The organism is Fontisphaera persica, from assembly GCF_024832785.1.
Taxonomy (GTDB): domain Bacteria; phylum Verrucomicrobiota; class Verrucomicrobiia; order Limisphaerales; family Fontisphaeraceae; genus Fontisphaera; species Fontisphaera persica.
Genome location: NZ_CP116615.1, coordinates 1,083,895 through 1,100,705, shown reverse-complemented (window position 1 = coordinate 1,100,705; position 16,811 = coordinate 1,083,895). Strand labels below are relative to the sequence as shown.

Below are 16,811 nucleotides of genomic sequence, written 5' to 3'. Positions count from 1 at the left end.
TTTCAGGGAATCTCGTATTCCTTCCCTTCCCCCTAATCCGCCACGAAAAACCCATAAACGCAAATAAAATGTCACCCCCTGCCAGTCCCGCGCGTCATTTAGCGGAACAGATAGGAGGCAAGGAACGGGCCACCGTAAGGTTGGTGAATACACCGTTTTGGACCATGGGGTAATCGCTTGACCAGAAAGAGCAGGCCAATCACTATGCGCACGTGCGCTGTAACAATTGGATTTCCTTGGGACTGGCCGTGTGGTTGTTGGGGGCCGGCGGTCTGTTTGCGGCGGATCCGGAAAAGTCTGTCGTCCAGATTTTCAACTTCAGCCAACAGCCAGATTGGGGCGCCCCATGGCGCATGGAAGGATTGCGTCGCGGCAGCGGCACCGGCTTTGTGGTCAAGGGAAAGCGCATCATGACCAACGCCCATGTGGTGAGCTGGGCGCGGCAAATCCTGGTGCGTCGTTATCAGGACCCTCGTCCCTTCCTGGCGCGCGTCGCGTTCATCGGCCACGATTGCGATCTGGCCTTGCTGGAAGTGGAGGACGAGCGTTTCTTTGACGGCTTGGAACCTCTGGAGTTGGGGGACTTGCCGAAGGTCCGCTCCACGGTGGTTACGTACGGTTATCCGGCCGGCGGTGAACAGATTTCCTATACACGCGGCGTGGTTTCACGCATTGAAATCCAGACCTACGTCCACATTGCCAATCGCTCGCTGCTGGCCGTGCAGACCGACGCCGCCATTAACCCGGGCAATAGTGGCGGGCCGGTGATTCAGGATGACAAGGTGGTGGGCGTGGCCTTCATGGGCGCGCCCGGACTGGAAAACACCGGCTTTTTCATTCCACCAAACATCATCCGGCATTTCCTGAAGGACATCGAAGACGGCCGATATGATGGTTTCCCCTCCCCCGGCGTGCGCATCACGCCCCTGCACAATCCAGCGTACCGGCGTTTCCTGCAACTGCCGCTCAACGAGTTCGGGGCGCGCATTGACGGAATACAGGCGCAGGACGAAACCGAGCGGGTTTTGCTCGAGGACGATGTGCTGTTGCAGGCGGGTCCCTACCCCGTAGGAAGTGATGGAACAATTCTGTACGAGGGCAACCGTGTGCATGTGGTGGCCGCGTTTCATGAGATTCAAAACGGCGAAAGCATCCGTCTGAAAATCTGGCGCAAAGGCAAGGAAGTGGAGGTGAATTTGACCTTGCGGGTGCAAAAACGCGACATCGCCGCGGGCAATCAATACGATGTGCTGCCCCGCTATTACATTCATGGAGGGCTCGTTTTCACGCCGTTGAGCCTGGATTACCTCAAGACCTTTGGCCGTAACTGGTCGGATGAAGTGGGGGCAGAAATGGCCTACGAGTTGTTTTACCGCCGCCATGAGCTGCCCGGCACCGTCCGCCAGGAGCCGGTGGTGCTGGCTGTCGTCCTGGCAGACCCGGCCAACGCCAGTTTCAACGTCAAGGGACGGGTGCTCGTGGACCGCATCAATGGCCAGCGGATTGACAGGTTGGAAGATGTGATTGCGGCCTTTGCGAAAGTAAAAACCGGCCAGCATCTCATTGAGTTTGTACCCAAGGGCACATTCGAGTGTCTGGACGCGGAAGCGGCAGCCGAAGCCGGACCGCGGGTGATGAAGAATTATGGCATTCCGGAGGACCGTCGTTTATGAGGCACTTGTGGCAATTTAATGGTCTGGCTTTAATCCTGGCCCTGAGTTTGGGCGCTGGTGTGCATGCTCGTGCCGCCTCCGGAACGCCTGACCATGCCCGCTGGGAACAGGCCATCATCAACATCGAATCCACCCGCGTGGTCTATGATTCCATGCAGCCGTGGGTCAAGCGGCCCCGCACTTTTCTGAAAACCGGCGTGGTCATTGCCCCGCGGGAAATCCTCACGGCGGCAGAAGACCTGCAGGACCGCACGCTGGTGCGCGTCCAAAAAGGCGGGCGGGGACAGTTCTATGAAGCCGACGTCGCCTGGGTGGATTACCATGCCAATCTGGCCATTCTCACCGTGAAAGACGAGGCTTTCTGGAAAGGACTGAAACCCGTGCCATTGCTGCATGGCGCGCCTGCGCGGGACGATTTGCGGGTGGCCCGCTGGCTCAATGCCAATCTGGAAATTCGCCGGGTGGAGTTCAGCCAATTCACCGTGGATGATGCCCGGCTCAGCCCCATCCCGGCGCTTTATCTGGAATTTGACTCCGAAATGACAAGCATTGGCGGGTCAGCCCCCGTAATTTCTGGAGGCAAGCTGGCGGGTATCACCTGCCAGCAGGTGGACAATCATGTGCGCGCACTCACGGCCACCTTCATCCGCGACGTGCTTGAAGCGCGAAAAAAAGGCCATTATCGCGGCCTGGGTTTCTTCCCTTTCTACTGGCAGCCAACCCCCAACACGGCTTCGCACCGTTACCTCAAGCTGCCCGGCGAACCGCGTGGAGTCGCAGTCATTTACGTCCCTGAACTACCCGCGGTGGAAGAAAACCTCAAACCCTTTGACATCATTTTGCAGGTGGACGGGTTTGATATTGACCCCCAGGGCCGGTACCAGGACCCCCTCTATGGGCAACAGATTCTGGAAAATTTGTCCCTTCGCGGCAAATTTGCCGGAGACGTTGTCCGCTTTACCGTCTGGCGCGAGGGCGCCATTCGCGTCGTCAATTACCGGATGCCCAAGTTTGACTACCACCTGCGCATGCTGCCGGACCATGTCTTCGACCAGGAGCCGGAATATCTCATCGCCGGCGGATTGGTCATGGTGCCCCTCAATAAACCCTTCCTGCGCTCCTGGGGCGACGATTGGAAGCGCCGCGCCCCTTTCCGCCTGGTGTACTACGACAACGAATTTCCCACCCCTGACCGTCCTTCCCTGGTGGTGATGTCGTTTGTGCTGCCCGACGCTTTTAATCTCGGTTACCATGAGCTGCGCGCACTGGCCGTGGAAAAAATCAATGGCCAGGTGGTTCGCAATCTGCGGGAAGTCAAATCCGCCCTCCGCTCCCCGCAGCAAGGCTATCATGTCATTGAATTCGTGCGCAGCGACACCGTGCGCCGCCTGGTGCTGGACGCCAGCCAGATGGATGCCGCCAATGCGCGCATCCTGCAACGTTACGGCATCCCCAAGGCGGAGAGTCTCTCTGCCCAGTAACCACCCCGCCCATCAATTTTAGCGCGGCGGAAGCGTCCGGCGGTACTCGTCCACCACCAGCCCAATACGTTCAAAGGGAATCGGCTGAAAGGCTGGCAGCTCCCCATACAATCGCGCCCGCGGCGCCAGCGCAAAATCTCCGGCCGCCGCGTTGCGAAAACCCAAATCCACCGGCGCCGCCGCCGTGCCCATGAGGTCGCGAAAGCCCTTGAGATTTTTGGCCATCGCGATATGGCCGGCCCCACGTGTGCTCACCGCCAGGTTGTCCGCAATGTCCAGTCGTTCAAGGATTTTTCGTACATTGCCGTCAAAATCACAAAGCCTTTGGGTGCAATCCACAAAAACATTGCGGCGAATGACATTCCCCAGCGGCCATTGCGGCTCCTCCTGCATTATGCGCGCCAGCCGCGGATAGCGCTCGCTCCACGGAGGCTGGGTGTAATTCAATTTCTGGGCCTTGCCCTCCAAATGCCACCCTGGCTCTGCCGGATTATTCCACTGCTTCCAGGTGGTGCCGCGCGAGTCCAAATGCAAACCAATGGGGCAATCCACCACCAGGTTGTTCAATACCGTATTGTCACGTCCGCCGCCAATCATGATGGCTCGGCCGGCACGAAAGAAGACATTGCCCTCGAGGGTATCCCCACTGTCGCAGTCGTCCAGATATACCCCCATCGTGTTGACGTGTCCCGTGTCGCCCACGCCCAAATCATGAATGTAATTATGCCGCAAAATGTTGCCCTGGCTGGTCCAGTCCCGGCCGGTGTAAAAAGCGCCCGCATCTCCTGTCTCCATGACCACCCGATAAACTTCATTCAGTTCAAAGAGATGCTCATTCCCGCCATACAGCACGGCATTGTGCGGCGCATCATGAATGCGATTGTTGCGCGCCACCTGGCCGCAGCCATTGGCCCCAATCCCCGGCGCATAGGTGCGCTGAAATAAACCATAATGGTGAATATGATTATTGTAGGCCAGATTGTTTGCGGGTATCAGGCGCGCGCGGTCCCCGCCGTTCAGGCTGATGCCGGAGCGACCCAGATTAAACAAATCGCAGGAGCGCACTGTGTTCTGGCGCCCCTGGATTTGAATGCCACTGCCACCCAGATTGGCCACCCGGCACCCGGCCAACTCCACCTGCTCGGTGTCCTGCAACACAATGCCATCCCCGTGCCCGTACTCGAAAGCCAGGCCGATAATCTGGAGGTGCCTGGTTTCTTTGATGCGCAGCAGCGGTTGCGCCAACAGCGCCAGCACCACTTCGGCCTTGGGCCAGCCGGCGGGCGGCCACAAGTAAAGCTGCTTCCGAGCGCGGTCCAAATACCATTCCCCGGGCGAGTCCAGTTCTTCCAATAAATTCAGCGCATAAAAACGCCGATGAGAGGCGCCCCAAGTGCCAGCCGCAATGCCATAATTATGGGGCGCTGCCAGGCGAACGACCTTGGCCTCTGCGTCATAGCTGCCCATGCGCAACACTTCGTCCGCCCAATCATGTGTCCAATAGCCTTGCAGCCAAACCCCCTCCTCCATTCTCCATTGAGCCATCCGCGGATAATCAAACACAAAGGCCCCCGGCCGCTGCTTGCGCATGACAGGGTCCGGTGCGTCGGGTTTGGGCAGCCCGGTGTCCACTGCCTTGGAAAATTTCGCCCATCCGCCGTTGGTAGCCTCGACATTAGGCCAGCGCGCCAAAGTCATGGGTTGACCATTAATGTACAGCCAGGGGCCAGGCGGAGTCCCTTTGAAGGCCGGTTTCCATTCAGGAAATGCCGCGGACGTAATGCTGGATAAGTCACAAACCAATACCCGCTGGCGTGCCGTCGCCGGAAGGCGGTTCAAAATGAGGTGATTGGTCACTGGCTTGAAATCAGCCGGACGCAGCGTGCGCCCGCCCTGCACTCGTGCCAGCCCCGGCCCCTCCGCCTTGTACACCACCGGATGGCCCGGCGTGCCGCTGTCTTCGGCGGTCAGCTCCCACGTATTTTCAAGTACATAGACCCCAGCGGCGATGCGCACCACCACCCTGGCATCGCCCGGTAAGGCGCCGGTTTTTCGAGCATGACGGATGGCGTCACGGGCTTGCACCAGCTCCCGAAAAGGACGGACAGCACTGCCGTCACCACCAGCAGCAGCACTAGCCGAGACAAAGTACTGCCGCTCCGCAGCGCCTCCCCACCACGAGCCGAAGACCAGAATCAACCAGGGCAGCCAATGCCCGCGCATAATGGGCGTATTCATGCAGAGCAGAATTCGGGAGAGCCGCTGAAAAGTCAATGCGGGAGCACCGCCCGAGGCAAGACCGCCTATTGGCCACCATGCAACTGCCGTTCCAAGTCCGTAAATGTCTCGCTGAGTTCCTGCCAGGATTTGCGCGGCGGCCGCGGGCCTTTGACCCACTTCACCTGTCGCCCGCGCCACAACGAGTAAATCGCCGGAACAATTTCCAAGGTTAGAATCGTGGAGGTAATCAAGCCTCCCACCATGGGCGCAGCAATTCGCTGGATGGCCTCAGCCCCTGCCCCACTGGCCCAGAGCGCAGGCACCAGCCCCAGCGTAATCATGGCCACGGTCATCAGCTTGGGACGCACGCGCTGCACCGCGCCATAAGTAATCGCCTCAAACAAATCGTGTTGGGTCTGCATTCGCCCGGCCCGTTGGTACAGGTGAAACGCCTCATCGAGGTAAATAATCATGACCGTGCCGGTTTGTGCCGCCAAACCAGCCAGGGCGATGATGCCCACCCATACCGCGATACTGAGCTGGTAATCCAGCAGATACAACATCCATAAGCTGCCGGTCATGGCGAAGGGAATGGATAAAAGAATGATAAACGTCTGGGGCACACTTTTGAAATTCAAATAGAGCAGCACAAAAATGAGCAGCAAGGTGATTGGCACGACAATTTTGAGCCGCTCCTTGACGCGCAGCATGTGCTCATATTGTCCGGTCCACTCCAAACGGTAGCCGGGCGGCAAATGCCCGGCCTGTTCAATTTTTTCACGCACAGCCTGCCGCGCCCGGGCCACGTATCCGCCAATGTCCCGCTCCGTGATGTCCACGTACACCCAGCCAGTAAGCGCCCCATCTTCATTTTTAATCAAGGGCGGTCCCACGGTGGTGCGAATTTCCGCCAGCTCACCCAACGGCACCTGGGCCACCCCCCGGCTGCCCGAAGACCCCGCGGTTCCTTCACCCATGCCGTTGAAACCAGCCCCAGCCGAGGCGGGCAACGCCACGGGCACCAATATCTGTTTGAGCTTCTCTGGCTCATCCCGCAATTCACGGCTGTAACGCAGATTGATGGAATACCGCTCGCGCCCCTCAATCGTGCGGTCAATGGCCATGCCGCCAATGGCTGTTTCGACCACCATCCACACGTCCTCAACATTCATACCATACCGGGCCATGGCGCGACGATTGGGGATGATATCCATATACAACCCCCCAGCCGTGCGCTCAGCATAAGCACTGCGCGTACCCGGCACCTCACGCATGACCGCCTCCAGTTTTTCCCCAATCCGGCTGATGACCTCCAAATCCGGCCCATAGATTTTAATGCCCACTGGCGTGCGTATGCCGGTGGAAAGCATGTCTATGCGCGCCTTGATGGGCATCGTCCATGCATTCACCAGACCCGGCAATCGCAAGGCCTCGTCCATCTCCGCCACGAGTTCTTCCCACGTCAATGGTCGTTCCTCCGGCCAAAGTCGGCAGAGGGCCGGTTTCAACCAGCCCGGAGCCCAGCGCGAATACCATCGTTCCTGCGGCACTTTGCGCCACTCCGTTTGTGGCTTGAGTTGCACCACCGTCTCGAACATTTCCAGCGGGGCCGGGTCAGTGGCGGTCTCGGCCTTGCCCGCTTTGCCATGCACGGTAAGCACCTCGGGAAATTGCTTCAGGATGCGGTCCTGGATTTGCATGAGCCGCACGGCCTCTGTCATCGAAATGGTCGGCAAGGTCGTAGGCATGTAGAGAATGGTACCCTCATTCAATGGCGGCATGAACTCCGAACCGAGCCGCTTGAAGATGGGCACACTGGAGGCGACGGCCACCACCGCAATGCCCATGGACAGCAAACGCCGCCGCATGAGCGCGCTGACCCAGGGATAATAAAGCCGGTGCAATAAACGGCTGATGGGATGACGATATTCCGGGATGACCTTGGCGCCCGTCATCAAAACAATTAACGCCGGACCCAAAGTCAGCGAAAGAAAAGCCGCCCATGCCATGGTGAAGGTTTTTGTATAGGCCAGGGGCTTGAAAAGCCGCCCTTCCTGCCCTTCCAGCGCAAACACGGGCAGAAAACTGATGGTAATAATGAGCAAAGCAAAAAACAACGGTTTGCCCAACTGTTTGCAGGCCCCAATGATAATCTCCTGCTTTTGGGCGCGCGTCAGGCCCGGCGGGGCGTGCTCCAATTTCTTATGCACGTTTTCCACCATCACCACCGCTTCATCGCAAATGGCCCCAATGGATATGGCGATGCCCGCCAGAGACATGATGTTGGCGGTCAACCCCATGAAATACATCGGAATGAAGGCCAGCGCCACCGCAATGGGCAGAGTCACAATCGCCCGGGCCGCCCCGCCCAAATCGAGCAGGAATACCATGACGATGAGCGAGACAATGATGCTTTCCTCAATCAGCGTGCGTCGCAGCGTGGCAATGGCGCGACGGATCAGGTCCGACCGATCATACGTAACCACCACCTCCACACCCGCCGGCAAAGAAGGTTTGATTTCCTCCAGCCGTTGTTTCACGCGCTCGATTACCTGCAGCACATTTTGCCCGTGGCGTACGACCACAATGCCGCCCACCACCTCCCCCTCGCCATTGAAATCCCCTGCCCCCCGGCGCATCTCAGGACCAAGGGTGATGTTGGCGGCCACATCACGCAAGAGAATGGGATTGCCGCGCGCATCCACTCCGACAACCACCCAGCGCAAATCCTCAAGGTTTTGTATATAGCCCCGCCCCCGCACCAGATACGTGGTGCCATGTCGCTCCAGTTCACGTCCCCCCACATCGTTGTTGGCCGCGCGAATGGCAGACACAATGCGATCCAGGGGAAGGTTGTAGGCAAGCAACCGGCCTGGGTCCAATTCCACCTGATACTGTTTTTCATACCCGCCAAAAACGGCCACTTCAGCCACGCCTTCAATGCTTTGCAACCAATAGCGCAAGTGCCAATCTTGGAAGCTGCGCAGTTCGCCCGGATCATGCCTCCCCTCCCGATCCACCAGCGCGTATTGAAAGCCCCAACCCACGCCAGAAGCGTCTGGCCCCAACGCAGGTGTTACCCCGGGGGGCAAATTACCGGACAATCCTTGCAGATACTCAATGACCCGCGAGCGCGCCCAATAAATATCCGTGCCATCCTCAAACACCACATACACAAAGGAATAGCCAAAAAATGAATAACCCCGCACCACCTTGACCCGCGGCGCGCTGATTAGCCGCGTCACAATGGGATAGGTGATTTGGTCCTCGACCAGATTGGGACTCCTCCCCTCCCAGCCAGTGTACACAATGACCTGGGTATCCGATAAATCGGGTATCGCATCCAATGGTGTATTCTTGACACAATACACCCCCCCGCTGAACAAGGCCCCTACCAGCAGGAACACCATGAATCGGTTGCGGGCACTCCATTCAATGATGCGTTCAATCACTGACTCCCGCGGCCCGCTGGAGACGGATGGAGATGCAGTATCCTTCATAACTGTTTCCGTTTTAATGCGGGTGGCTGCTGACCACATTGGTGGAACTTGCAGCCGGGGTTTCGTGGCCAACCATGCCGGCTATGGCCGCCTTCAACTGGCTTTCCGAATCAATCAGGAACAACGCGCGGGCCACCACCCGCTCACCTACGCGCAAACCGGCGAGTATTTCCCAGTAGTCATCCGTCCTCACCCCCACCTTGACCTCGCGAGGCTCCAAGTGGCCATCGCCGCGCTCCACAAAAACGACCTGCCGCAAACCGGTATCCAGCACGGAACTGGCCGGAGCCACCACGCGCCGCCCCAGTGGAAGGTCCACCCAGGCCTCCGCCCACATCCCGGGGCGCAAACGATGCTCAGGATTTTCCATCTCCACCCGCGCCTCGCCCCGCCGGGTCTGGGAATCAATGTGTGGGTAAAGAAAGGCGACGGAGTTGGTGAACGCCAGGCCCGGAAAAGCCGGAAAATTGAGGCGCACCACCAGACCAGTGCGCATCAGCGGCCAATCTTTCTCCCAAACGCTCAACCGCAGCCAAATGCGCCGCAAATCAGCAATTTCATACAACGTCTCCCCCGCCATGAAAGCCTTTCCTTCCACCGCCGACTTGCTCAGCACATGGCCACTGAATGGAGCGCGCATCAGCGTTTCATCCCCAATGGCCCCCCGTTCCTCAATGGCGGCAATTTCCTCGGCGGCAATTTGCCATAACTCCAAACGTTTCCGGGCCGATTGTACCAGCCGTTCCGCCGTTTCGCGTGCCAGCGTGGCTGCTGGATTGGTCCGCGCTTGCTGTCCATTCCTCAGCGCCAGGAGGTATTCGTTTTGCGCTGCGAGCAGTTCTGGACTGTACACGCGCAATAATGGCTGCCCCGCCTCCACTTCCTGTCCGGTGAAGTTCACATAGATTTCTTTGACCCACCCACCAAAACGCGGCGCCACCCGGGCATAGCGTGTCTCATCATGTTCAACCACGGCCGTCGCCCAGATTTCGCGCCGCAATTCCCGCTCCTCCACCAACGCGGTGCGCAATCCAACGGCTTGCCGCCGCTCCGCGGAAATGTGTATCACGGCACGCCCTGGCGGAGGCGAAGGCGCAGCGGCAGCGGCGGCGAATTCGGCGGCTTTTTTCTCATCGGCAAGCAGCAGTTTCATGCCGCATTCCGGACAGTCGCCGTGCTTGTCACTTATCGAACCCTCGCATTTCATCGGGCAATAATATTGGCCCGGTTGCGGCAAATACGGCTTGGCCGATGCCTTGGGCTCATCACCGCCCCCTTCCTTGATGGGCACCAGTTTCATATTACAGATGGGGCAATCGCCCATCCGTTCACTAACGTAAGTGGGATGCATCGGGCAGTGGTATTTCTGTCCCGTACCTTGGCTTTCATGGCGCTGGCACGCCGTCAACGCCACCAGAACGGCGGCCACCATCGTCAGGCAAATGAGCTTTCTCATAGTCAAATCAAAGTTATCGTGATGGGGATGTTTCTTTTTCAGTCACCGGCCGTTGTGGGGCGCCTTCCGGCAGACGGCCAGCCAGTAACAAAGACATTTCCGACAGCGCCAGCTCACGCTGGGCGCGTGCATTAATCTCCGCCAGTTGAAACTCCAGCAACGTGCGCTGCGCCTCGGCCAGGTTGAAATAGTCCACCAACCCGGCACGGTAGTTTTCGCGGCCCACCTCCAGGGATAGCCGCGCTTTGGGTATGAGCTGGCCGCGGAACAATTCAATCATTCGCGTCGCTTCGCGCACCATGAAAGAACGGTCCGCCCATTCCACGGCCAACTGAATTTGCTCTCTTAATAAACGCGCCTCAGCGGCCCGCCGCCGGCCCTGTGCCGCGGCAATTTCCGCGGCAATCTTGTCTTTCCAAATCGGCAGCGTAACGCCGGCCTGAGGCGAAGCCACCAGCGGGGAAGCATAGGCATTCAGTTCCAATCCCACGCTGAAGTCCGGTACCCGGCCCTTGCGGGCCACGGCCACGGCCGCTTCCGCCTGTCGTATTTCCGCCGCCATGGCGCGCAAACGCGGATGCCTTGTCTCCACCTCCCGCAACCAATCTTCCACAAATGACTCATCCGGCGTGGTTTGGAACTGTGCCGGCAAAGGCGGTGTTTCCTCGGTATCTCGCCGTCCCAAAGCAGCATTAAACTGGGTCAACAAGGGTTGTTGTGCGTCCTCCAAATTGGCTATTTCGGTTTCCAAACGCTGTCTCTCAATCTGCGCCCGCAACACATCCTGCAGGGTCACCTTGCCCACCTGGTGTTGAGCCTGCGCGAGCATTTCTGTGTCCGCCACCCACTTGAGCATTTCCCGCAGGACCGCGATCCGCGCCCTTAAAAAATAGAGTTGATAATAGCTTTTGCGCACGGCATAGGCGGCCTCCAACACCTCCGATTCAAAGGCGTAATAACGCGCGTCACTCTCCGCGGCAGCCATGGCGGCCTCGGCCCGCAACTTGCCCGGCCCCGGAAACTCCATCATCAACCCCGGCATCAGCGCCATCAAAGTGCCGGCGACATCGCTTTGAAATGTCAACCGCGGATCCGGCAGGGAACGAGCAGTGGTGATTTTTTCCACCGAAGCTTTCCATTCATAATACGCCGCCTCCACCCGCGGATGATTCAGCACACCGTACAGCACGAATTCACTCAATAGGGAGTTCGTGCTGAGGACGGGCAAAGCGGGCCGCGCCTCCCCTGGCCGGTACTGTTGCCCCACGGCCGCCACTTCCTTGCGGGCGGCTCGCTCTTGGGGCAACGTGCGCCCCAGACAACCCGTCAATGCCAGCATGGCGGCCAGCCCCAAACAACCCCATGCCCAACCACCGCCTCGTGGAGTTCCTGATGCTCCACCCTGGCCCATCATGCCCATGACATGGCTTTTGCTCATAAAACCTGATTAACCTGATTCTTCGTTAAAAACACTTCACCCATGGAAATGCACAGTTGGGAAAAATCGGGTCCCTAAACCCGAATTCACGAAATCACGCCAACGCCCTGCATCCCCGCAGGGCACACCTCAGGCGTGGAAGGTCATTTCAAATGAGAAAGGCGCAGTTCTTCTGATAAAGGGCCACTGAGGGGGCCTGCAGAACTGCTTCAATGGAAGAGGGAGGGAGAATGGCCAAGGCTGGCCGGTGAGAAGGGATATGGGCCACCAACACCGCAACCAAACCCGCCATATCCCTCATCGCGCCGGGGGCTGGCAGGCTGAGCGGGGGCAATTGCGCCTCCTGCGGCGTCCCTGGCTCCACACAACACTGACATGCCGCACCGCACGCACAGGCCTCCACCATCACGGGGTCAGGACTCGGACAAACCGCTGCTCCCGTGGCTGGCAACATGGCCACCCACATGGCCAGGCACAGCCCCCACACAAGGCAATGTTTGGCGGCAGTCTTAAACATCAGTTGCCCATAGGAGTTAATGACAATTATTTGGCTTTCTTCTTCTGCTCGGCCTCGAGCTTCTTCAGATACTTGGCCGGTTCTTTTTTGAAGCCTTTTTCGCAGGCCTTGCAGCAAAGTTTAATCTCCTGTCCTTCATGCACAATCACGTACGGCTGGCCCATGCTGCCCAACTTCTCATCACTCACCAGACACTTGTCCAAGGGATAAGGCTTGGGTTTTGCCACTGTTTGCTCGGCGGCACGGGAGGTAACGGCGGCAAGGAACAACAGCGCGCTGGCAGCCAAGGCCAAACCAAGGTATTGAATTTTCATAACAATTTCATTATTTGCTGTTCTGTTAAACTATCTCTCTCAAATATACACCGAAATTGATAAAATCACTCACTATTTTTTAAGCACACTCAAAATCTCGTCGTCAGCAACTTAACCGGATTGCGCCATACCCTCTTCCAGCCATGGTCTCAGACGTTTGCGCAATTCCTTGCGCGCTCGATACAGGCGCGACTCAACCGCCTTGATCGTGGTGCCCAAGACGGACGCCGTTTCCGCCATGGACAAATCCTCCCATTCACATAGGACAATGACCTCTCGCAACTCTTTGGGCAGGCGATTCACCGCCATCCGCACCGCCTCCCTGCGCTCTTCTTGCAGCAATTGTTGCGCTGGATCAACCTGTTCGGCGCTCCCTGATCCCATGCCTTGCGTGGTGTTTTCCAAATCCCATTGGTGGTCCCATGATTCCATGGGATGGCGAGCAAGTGAACGCCTCCGGCTGCGAGCCAGGTTTGCGGCAATGGTGAACAACCAAGGGGTAAAGCGCTGTTCCGAGCGGTAGGCTTGGCATGATTCAAAAACCCGGACAAATGTCTCCTGTGCCAGATCCTCGGCTTCTTGCTCATCGCCTAACAACCGGCACAGAAATCCATAAACTGCAGCGGCATGGCGATCCATCAAATCATTGAGTGCCAGGGGTTCTCCCATGGCCAGGCGCGCCATATCCTGACGATCCAGTTGGTCCCTCCCCTCAGTGTCCATGCGACGACGAAGCGCCTCCCCTCATCGTTTCTTCAACCCGTTCATGCGCGGCAGATACCAGACGGGACACCTCCTCCCAATACCGCTGGCCTTGTTCGGGGGGCATAACTTGACTGACCTCGGCAAAATGCCTCAGCATCGCAGCCTGGCACTGCGCCCGCAAACGCCCGATGGCCTCCAATTGACGTTGCACCTCCCCACCGGCGGTGGACGGAGTTTTTAACAGACGCGCCAATTCAGCGCGGGCAGCCGCAATTTCATTACAATACTTCTGGCATTGAAGACGGTAACCATCGTGCAATTTTCGAATGGCGGCCATCTCAGCGTCCCCCAGCCGAAATTCCCGTCGCAACCATTCCAAATCATCCAGGGAACTTTGCCCCACATGCTCCCGCCAAATTAAGGCAGTGACCTGCCGGGTGATGACAAACATCAACGACAAGCATAGCGCTGCGCCAAGTAAAATGAAAATGGGCCGCCGCATTGTTCAACGCACCTCCAGGGGCGCCACCGCCGTCAAATAGCGCTCGCGCGCCTGAAGGCGGGCCTCTTTGGCACCTTCGACGGCCCCCGCAAAAACACCCAACCCCACCATCACCGCCGCCAGCGCCAAGGCAAACCGTGGATGTAGCCACCTTTCCGCCAAAACCTCCAACCAATGGACGGGGATTCGATCCGGCGACGTTTTTGTTTCACGAATGCGACGCCATACCGCCCCCTGAAAACCCGCAGGCAGTGAGTATTGGGGGCGGGCCTCTCGCAGCATTTTGATTAATGACTCATCATTGTGCATGGCGGGGTCAACTAATCCTCATCCATCTGAGAATGGCAAGTATTCTTATCCCACACGTCCCGATACATGCAAAGCCTTCGGCATTTTACAGGGGCTGTGCACCTGGTTAGTTCTCAAGGCTGGACCGTCATCAGTGACATAGACGATACGATCCGTGTCTCCCAAGTGCTCGACAAACAGGCCCTGATGCAAAACACCTTTTGCCGACCCTTCGTCCCCGTGGACGACATGGCGACGCTCTACCGCCGCTGGCAAGTCCACTTGGGCTGCGCCTTCTTTTATGTCAGCGGCTCTTCCTGGGCCTTGTACGATCCCTTGTGCGACTTTGTGCGCACCAACCAGTTTCCCGAAGGAGTGTTTGAACTGCGCCGGGTCTATGCAGGGGACGCCTCTCTGCTGCAACTGCTGCGCACTCCGCAAAACTACAAACTCGACACCATCAGCGCCATCCTCCAACGCTGGCCCCATCGCCGCTATATCCTCGTGGGCGACACCGGCGAGCGCGACCCTGAAGTTTATGGCGCCTTGGCCCGCCAATACCCCGAACAAATCCGTTGGATATTCCTCCGCGACGTCACCAGCCACCCCCGCGACGCCGAACGCTACCGCGCCGCCCTGGAAGGCCTGCCCCCGAACGCTGGCAACTCTTCACCAATCCCGCCGCCCTCCCAACCCCCACCCATCTTTCCCAATAAATACAACAAATCACGATTTCACCACAAAAACATAGTGTAGGACAAATATGCGCCTTATACCTCCCCGCATATTCTCTTATTTAAATAATAAGGATTATTTCATTAAAAATAAAAAACTTTGACAAGAGCTTCACCGACCAATTATTGTGCAACGTAGTGAAAGTGAACCTTATTAAAAGATGTGGAGTACGAGTTGAGGCGCGTTGTTTTCAAAGCCTACGATTTTCACCTTTTCACACGTTTAAACTTTAACCTGATACCTCTCATGCGCACAAGAATTATTCCTGTGATAGTTTTGGCAACGAGCGTCTTCCTGATGGGTTGCGGAACAGTCCGTGAACATCGGTTAATTGTCCAACCCTTAAAAAGCAGCTTACTGCGTCAGTGGGTTCAACATTATTCCGTCTCAATAAACGAGGAGATCTCGCCAAACGCCTTTGGCGGCAGAGATATTTATGGAGGGAAAGTAGATAAAGGCTATGCAGAAGTAAAACTACGGGCTATTCGTGAAGGTAGATATCTTGATTTGCTAGTCTTTGATGTCAGCCGAGACAGCTTCTGAAACTACAATGGATCGTTACAAACCTTTCGATAAATCGCTGGTAAGAGTGAACGTGTCACAGACTGTCAATATCAACGACAGCTCCGGGGATCATGGAATGTTAGTCACTGTAGATACCTCACTTGAAAAGGATTATGTCTTATCGGGGGTTCGTATTACTTTTCTTGAAATTAGGCCATCGTCTGTCGTCTATACGCTCGAAGATTTAGAATCGGGGAAGAAATAAGATCAACGATGGCTTTCACTCAAACACTGCTTATTAAGAATTGAATTTCTTTCCCCCTTGTTGTCCTCCTCTACTTGGAAATAGAACAAGGATGCGATTCGCCATCAACGGCGGTAAACTCGGTTGGACCTCTATTAGCGTAGGGGGTAGGAGATCTATTCGCGACGGGCGAGGTCGATGAGTTGGCCGAGGTGGTTGTAGAGGCGGGCTTCGAGGGGAGGTGGCCGGGCAGGCTGTGGGTGGCGCAGCCCAGGCAGGGGTCATAGGCGCGGAAGGCCATCTCCACCTTGTTCAGCAGGCCTTCGGTCACTTTCCCGTCCTGGATCAGGCTCTTGGCCGCTCGATCCACGCTCATCGCAATCCGCGCCGCGTTGTTCGCCGTCGCCACAATCAGGTTGGCCATCGTAATCACCCCGCGCTCGTCCGTCCGATAGTGATGAATCAGCGTCCCCGCGGCGCCTCCACCACCCCCACCCTCCTGGGGCGTCCGCGTCGGAATCACCCGCACCTCCGGACTCACGATCTCCGGATCGTTCAGCAGTTCCACCATCCGCTCCGCCGCATACACCATCTCCACCACCCGCGCATAGTGGTTGGCCAGCGTGTGATGCACCGGCTTGCCCCCAACACCGTGAAATACTCGTCATACGCCCGCTGCGCCAACGGCGTCGTAAAACCCTCGCTGGCGTTCAACCGCGCCAACGGTGCCACCGCGTAAAGGCTCGTCCCCGGCCCCTCCACAAAACCCTTCCACCCCAGCGGCTTCAAGTAGGTGAACTTCATGTAGCTCCACGGCTCCACATGCTCCGCCACGTAGTCCAAATACTGCCCCGGCGCAAACTTCATCAGCTCCCTCCTCCACGTCCACCACCCGCAACTGCCCGTCGTAAAAGTTCACCCGGTTCTGCCCGTCCACCATCCCCAGGTAACAGGTCTGATGGGTGTACGCCTCCCCGGTGATCAGTTTCATATACTCCGGGTTCTTCAACACCAAATCCTTGAACACCTGCAGCGTGAATTGCGCAAACTCCAGCCCGTCCTTCGCCAGCGCCTGAAACCGCGGCCAGTCCTCCTTCGCCAATCCCTTCGACACCCCCGGCAACCCCAGCACCGGATGCACCGCCTTGCCCCCAAAATACGCAATCAGCTCCCGCAACCGCCGCCGCATCTCAATCACCCGCTTCCCCACCTCCACCCCCACCTTCCCTATCAC

14 protein-coding genes are annotated in these 16,811 nt (G+C 57.6%); 4 read left to right on the top strand and 10 right to left on the bottom strand.

Annotated features, from left to right (window positions below; translation table 11 throughout):
• Positions 1 to 212: 212 nt before the first annotated feature.
• Both NXS98_RS03790 and NXS98_RS03785 read left to right on the top strand, forming a co-directional pair.
• Complete coding sequence (locus NXS98_RS03790; RefSeq protein ID WP_283847140.1) at positions 213 to 1,673, top strand: S1C family serine protease; 1,461 nt, start codon at positions 213 to 215, stop codon at positions 1,671 to 1,673.
• Positions 1,670 to 3,154 carry a PDZ domain-containing protein gene (locus NXS98_RS03785; protein WP_283847139.1) on the top strand — a complete coding sequence of 495 codons (1,485 nt, stop codon included), beginning with the start codon at positions 1,670 to 1,672 and terminating at the stop codon, positions 3,152 to 3,154. The genes NXS98_RS03790 and NXS98_RS03785 overlap by 4 nt, the downstream gene beginning before the upstream one ends.
• A gap of 18 nt (positions 3,155 to 3,172) precedes the next feature.
• Here the strand turns inward: NXS98_RS03785 and NXS98_RS03780 are convergent, their stop codons facing one another.
• The 8 genes from NXS98_RS03780 to NXS98_RS03745 all read right to left on the bottom strand — a co-directional run bounded on the left by NXS98_RS03780 (position 3,173) and on the right by NXS98_RS03745 (position 13,968).
• Positions 3,173 to 5,392: a right-handed parallel beta-helix repeat-containing protein gene (locus NXS98_RS03780; RefSeq protein ID WP_283847138.1), complete on the bottom strand. Its 2,220-nt coding sequence runs from the start codon at positions 5,390 to 5,392 to the stop codon at positions 3,173 to 3,175.
• A gap of 65 nt (positions 5,393 to 5,457) precedes the next feature.
• Positions 5,458 to 8,874 carry an efflux RND transporter permease subunit gene (locus tag NXS98_RS03775; protein WP_283847137.1) on the bottom strand — a complete coding sequence of 1,139 codons (3,417 nt, stop codon included), beginning with the start codon at positions 8,872 to 8,874 and terminating at the stop codon, positions 5,458 to 5,460.
• Positions 8,875 to 8,887: 13 nt separating this feature from the next.
• Positions 8,888 to 10,330 carry an efflux RND transporter periplasmic adaptor subunit gene (locus NXS98_RS03770; RefSeq protein WP_283847136.1) on the bottom strand — a complete coding sequence of 481 codons (1,443 nt, stop codon included), beginning with the start codon at positions 10,328 to 10,330 and terminating at the stop codon, positions 8,888 to 8,890.
• Positions 10,331 to 10,343: 13 nt separating this feature from the next.
• Positions 10,344 to 11,768 (bottom strand): TolC family protein, encoded by a 1,425-nt coding sequence (locus NXS98_RS03765; RefSeq protein WP_283847135.1) that lies wholly within the window; start codon positions 11,766 to 11,768, stop codon positions 10,344 to 10,346.
• A gap of 543 nt (positions 11,769 to 12,311) precedes the next feature.
• Entirely contained in the window at positions 12,312 to 12,599 is a 288-nt protein-coding gene (locus tag NXS98_RS03760) for a hypothetical protein (RefSeq protein WP_283847134.1), read from the bottom strand.
• Positions 12,600 to 12,710: 111 nt separating this feature from the next.
• Entirely contained in the window at positions 12,711 to 13,283 is a 573-nt protein-coding gene (locus tag NXS98_RS03755; protein WP_283847133.1) for an RNA polymerase sigma factor, read from the bottom strand.
• A 28-nt stretch (positions 13,284 to 13,311) separates the two neighbouring features.
• On the bottom strand, positions 13,312 to 13,755 hold the full coding sequence (locus NXS98_RS03750; protein WP_283847131.1) for a periplasmic heavy metal sensor: 444 nt from the start codon (positions 13,753 to 13,755) through the stop codon (positions 13,312 to 13,314).
• 54 nt (positions 13,756 to 13,809) lie between these two features.
• A complete protein-coding gene (locus NXS98_RS03745; RefSeq protein WP_283847130.1) occupies positions 13,810 to 13,968 on the bottom strand; it encodes a hypothetical protein in 159 nt (52 codons plus the stop codon).
• Positions 13,969 to 14,211: 243 nt separating this feature from the next.
• Between NXS98_RS03745 and NXS98_RS03740 the strand changes: the two genes are divergently transcribed.
• Both NXS98_RS03740 and NXS98_RS03735 read left to right on the top strand, forming a co-directional pair.
• Positions 14,212 to 14,850, top strand: coding sequence for a phosphatidate phosphatase App1 family protein (locus NXS98_RS03740; RefSeq protein WP_283847129.1), 639 nt, complete (start codon positions 14,212 to 14,214; stop codon positions 14,848 to 14,850).
• A gap of 141 nt (positions 14,851 to 14,991) precedes the next feature.
• Positions 14,992 to 15,372, top strand: a complete 381-nt coding sequence (locus NXS98_RS03735; protein ID WP_283847128.1) for a hypothetical protein — start codon at positions 14,992 to 14,994, stop codon at positions 15,370 to 15,372.
• Between the two features lie 296 nt (positions 15,373 to 15,668).
• On the opposite strand, the gene NXS98_RS17915 is transcribed toward NXS98_RS03735, so the two are convergent.
• Positions 15,669 to 16,211 carry a hypothetical protein gene (locus NXS98_RS17915; RefSeq protein WP_425499930.1) on the bottom strand — a complete coding sequence of 181 codons (543 nt, stop codon included), beginning with the start codon at positions 16,209 to 16,211 and terminating at the stop codon, positions 15,669 to 15,671.
• 30 nt (positions 16,212 to 16,241) lie between these two features.
• Positions 16,242 to 16,811 carry a hypothetical protein gene (locus NXS98_RS17910; protein WP_425499929.1) on the bottom strand — a complete coding sequence of 190 codons (570 nt, stop codon included), beginning with the start codon at positions 16,809 to 16,811 and terminating at the stop codon, positions 16,242 to 16,244.